The 4460-nt window shown below is 31.3% G+C and carries 4 protein-coding genes; all 4 read right to left on the minus strand.

Annotated features, from left to right (window positions below; genetic code table 11):
• Positions 1-194: 194 nt before the first annotated feature.
• The 4 genes from BD821_RS13570 to tenpIN all read right to left on the minus strand — a co-directional run bounded on the left by BD821_RS13570 (position 195) and on the right by tenpIN (position 3281).
• Positions 195-362: a PIN domain-containing protein gene (locus tag BD821_RS13570; protein WP_169994241.1), complete on the minus strand. Its 168-nt coding sequence runs from the start codon at positions 360-362 to the stop codon at positions 195-197.
• Complete coding sequence (locus tag BD821_RS13200; protein ID WP_104410876.1) at positions 362-1171, minus strand: ImmA/IrrE family metallo-endopeptidase; 810 nt, start codon at positions 1169-1171, stop codon at positions 362-364. The genes BD821_RS13570 and BD821_RS13200 overlap by 1 nt, the downstream gene beginning before the upstream one ends.
• Positions 1164-1511, minus strand: coding sequence for a helix-turn-helix domain-containing protein (locus BD821_RS13205; RefSeq protein ID WP_104410877.1), 348 nt, complete (start codon positions 1509-1511; stop codon positions 1164-1166). The genes BD821_RS13200 and BD821_RS13205 overlap by 8 nt, the downstream gene beginning before the upstream one ends.
• 1317 nt (positions 1512-2828) lie before the next feature.
• Entirely contained in the window at positions 2829-3281 is a 453-nt protein-coding gene (gene tenpIN, locus BD821_RS13210; protein ID WP_104410878.1) for a type III toxin-antitoxin system TenpIN family toxin, read from the minus strand.
• Positions 3282-4460: the final 1179 nt, after the last annotated feature.

Here is a 4460-nt window from a genome sequence, read left to right on the forward strand (position 1 = left end):
TGGTATCTCGTTTGTCTACACTTAACTTATTACATCACTATAACAAGCCCAAGACTAACTAATGACTGGTTGCTAACCTTTGTCATGCAGGATTCCCACCTGCTATATAGTAATAAAGAAAGCTTCGCTCTCTTTATTGTTTACGCCCTTGCTTGGCGTACCTGGGTTCCTTGTGAGGACATGCCTTGCTGGACTCACTTGCTATCAAATAAATTTATAATGTCTATTGATGCATGATTTTTCATTTCTGTGTAGCGGATAAATGTATAAACCTTTAACTTTTTAAATCTTCTAAATAATATATCCTGGTGATTTGCTTTATAAAGATGGATAATAACATTTGTATCTAATGATGCCTCCATTACTCCATCCTCCCAATCAAATCGTCTAAACTATATTCTTCCTCAATCTCCTCCTGTGGTATATCTGCAACATCTTCTGCTTTTAACCCTAAATAATTTAAAGCCTTTTCTAAACTAGTAAACGGAATTAATTTTTCATTATAATTAGAAATTACCCACTGCAGATAATCTGGTGGTACATTTTTTACTTCAGCTGGTTTACATAAATCAACATTGCCGTTAATCGCGTTTAATAATCTTGAAGTTGTTTTTTCTGCTTTTTCTATCTTTAACCCATTACTCAAGCTACTATTTATTAAACCAAGCTTTTCTAATCTTATAAGAGCCATATCATAACTTACACTAAATTCAGTTTGTATTCTTGCAATATCTAATCCATTCCATTTATTTGCTTCTTTATCTTCTAATTCTAGTCTAATAAATTTTTCAACCTTATCTCGTGGCATCAATAAACATGCTGCAAAATAGTTTGCTTCAACCTCATAATCGTTTGTTTCATGAAAATCATCATCTTTAATTACTGTCAACCCAAGCTCAGACAAGTGCAATCTATGATGCCCAATTTCATGAGCTATAGTGAATATTTCTCTTGCCAATATAGATGATGAATTTGTAAAAATTATTCTTTCTGTATCTTTAATCAAAGCAAATCCTAAGAATGAGTCGCTCCCTATAGGATATCTAATAACTCTGTATCCTATTTTTCCAGCTGCCTCAAATATATTATTAAAGCCATAATCAGTTACTTTACATTCATCCCTAACTAAATCTGCCATTTTCTCAATGGAGAGCTGCTTTTTCTTATCCATCTATGTCTACCTGCCTTATACTATTATATAGGCTTCTATGAGCATAAAAAGTTTCTATCATGTCATTTATAAATTGGTACTTATCGTCACCAAGAACTTCTCTATTTTTTCTAAACATTGGTTGCTCTTCTTTATCTTCTACAGCTGATGTTATTTCCTCTACTTTAACTTCTAAAATGCCAGCAACAGTAGCAATACTAGCATATGAGATATCTATTAAACCCTTCTCAATCCTAGCATACTTTTGTCTAGTGCAATTCATTTTTTCTGCAACTTGCTCCTGTGTTAATCCTTTATATTCTCTTAAAGCCCTAATTCTTGCCCCTAAAATTGCATTCATGACAACACTCCCTTTCATCTATATCATATACTTTATTATATGCAAAGGTCAAGATTAATGTTCCACTTATGTAACATTGTCTATTATTATACCCTCAATATTCCGATTTATGCATTTCAATGTTACATTTATAAAACATTAAATCATTTTTCAAAACCTACTCTTGTTAAAATCATTATTTTGGTTATAAAACATAAATAAACCCACCAAGTCCAGTATACCATCCTAAATTTACTGAACCTCTATGGTATTACTATAGTCTAAATTCAATCATAAAATTAACATATAAGAATATATTTTAAACTATATAAGAAATTATTATTTATGGAGGGTTATTCAGTGATAACATGGATAAATATGATATGTATGATCTATGCTAACCAACTTATTGCAATAGTATGCACTTTATTTCAAAAGTAAATTCAACTCATTAAATAAGAATAATCTTGCAAAATGGGCAAGTTCATATTAATTAAATTTACCTATACGTCATAGGATCTTATCTAATAAGCATCTATATATTTTTTAAACAAATCTATAGATGCTACTTCTACCATTTTGTAATAGAGATATTTTCCTGTACTTCGTAGTGCTGGATATGGAAGAAGTTATCCTCTTGCCACAACATTTTATATAAGCTTGATTATCACAAAATTATCCCTCCAAAACCTCACATTAACATTTCCATCTTCATCCATGTTTATACCCCCTACATAGTAATTCATCTGCCCATTAAGTATGCAAAGATTAATAAAGTTCTACTAAATATTAAAAATAATAGTGATTTTGTTTTTAAAGTAAATTTACTATTACTAAACCTTACCTTTATTTTTATTACTAGTATATTTATAATATTTTATTTGTTTTTATATTTATTATTAATATTCTTTTTATTATTCTTATTGTTATTATTGTCTTATGTCCTTATAAGGGGGTTATATCTTTTTATAGGGGACTTATAAGGGGCTTGTTTTTTTCTATTTATTTAAGTGTGGTTAATATATTTTTGTGGTTTTTATTATGGAAATAAACTAAAAAAAGCATTTCATTAAGTTTTATTTTAATGAAATGCTTGTACCTGGTAATTTTCTGGACTCACTTGCTATTTTGGAATACGAAAGAAGGATGTCTCTTAGGACACCCTTCTCATCAATTGGGACTTTTTTAGTTTTACTTGGTGATACCCTCTCACCAAAACTCAAGCTTTGGAACTTTTTTTGTTTTACTTGGTGATATCCTCTCACCAAATCATCTTATACATAGTATAACCTAATTCATAAGGATGTAAAACATCCCTAATATAAATATATGCAATTTCTAGTTATTTAACCCTAGTTCCTTATGAAAATATTGTAATGATGAAAATGCTATAGTTTTTTCAGCTCTGTAATACCTTGGATCACTTGTCCACTTTTTGTAATTGTTAATAAACTTTTCAAATTGATTTGCAATCACTGCCTGCTTATTAATAAATTCAGAATACTCTTTGCTATCTATAATGGTGTCTCCACCAACAAATTTATCATCTGTTATTACTACAGCTTTTGTAAAATCCAAACCTGAATTATCCGAGCGAGGCGAATTTTTAAATATATAACAATATTTATGCTTTATATGAGTCCTAAAAGGTATAGCAAATTTAATATCATCAATTATGAAAAGTGCAATACAATATTGTCTTTTTTCCTTGCTCAATATTTCATTACAATGCTTGTAAGTATCATAAAATGACTGTGTTAAATGTTTTGGATTCTTATCTAACCTTATCATAACTTTCTCCTATATAGGAAAAAACCCTCCCAAGGGAGGTTTTTCTTTTATGGGACTTATTTTGTTTTACTTGGTGATACCCTTTCACCAATTCATCAATTGGGACTTATTTTGTTTTACTTGGTGATACCCTCTCACCAATTCATACTTCTATTATAACAGCTCTATTGTAAATAGTAAATACTCTAACCCCACATTGATTTTTTAATATTAGTATATGCATATTTAAAAAAATGGCGAATTGAATATATAAGTTTCTTTGCTTAAATAACCCGTTTATACATAATACCATCTGTCTTTTCAAAACTCATTCTCTTTGTATATCGTCACCCTCCCACAAAATTATCTCGCAAAAACCTATTTGAAGATCTTTATATTTAGCCACAATACCTATAACATCCAACTAATTTCTGCTTTAATTTCTTCATTAACACTTTAAACGCTAGCGTTCTATTATCCTTTAACCATTTTCCTAATATCTTAATACTTGCTTTAAATTTTTTAAAACTTTTCATTCGTTCAACTCTAAACACTCCATTCTTTCTAAAGCTGCAGTGTTAATGTACTATATTACTGTATACCATGCTACACCTTCGAACCACGGGAAAGCATATATATTCTAGCAATATCTAATATCTATGTTCTGACTTCTAATTCCCGAAAATCATCGTCCTTTCCATTTTACTCAACATTTCGTGGCTAATAGTTTCAGCATTCGCTTGCGGCCTAGTACCTTGTTTGTCTACACTTAACTTGTTACATCACCATAACAAGCCCGAGACTAACTAATGACTGGTTGCTAACCTTTATCCGATGGCTACCATCCGTAACACCCCTCTACTCTTCAAGGTGGGGGATGACGGCTGCTACGCCCCTGGATAAGTTCTTCTAAGACTTTGATGGAGAGATGTATTCCTTATAAGCAAACTCCACATGAGTCTAAGAATCACTTGATCATGCAGGGGTCACACCTGCTATATAGTAATAATGAAAGCTACGCTTTCATTATCTTTTACGCCCTTGCTTGGCGTACTCCGAGGTGTTAGATGGAGACGAAGTTTCCCTCTTGCTAATTGTCATTGCTAATATTTCTGCTTAAGCGCAGTTTTCCATTTTATTCTACCGGTAAGTAGGCTAGGGAATCACTTCCCTAGCCCCTCATAGAACCGTACGTGCGGA

Origin of the sequence: Clostridium algidicarnis DSM 15099, from assembly GCF_002934235.1 — a bacterium.
In the GTDB taxonomy this organism is placed as follows: domain Bacteria; phylum Bacillota; class Clostridia; order Clostridiales; family Clostridiaceae; genus Clostridium_L; species Clostridium_L algidicarnis.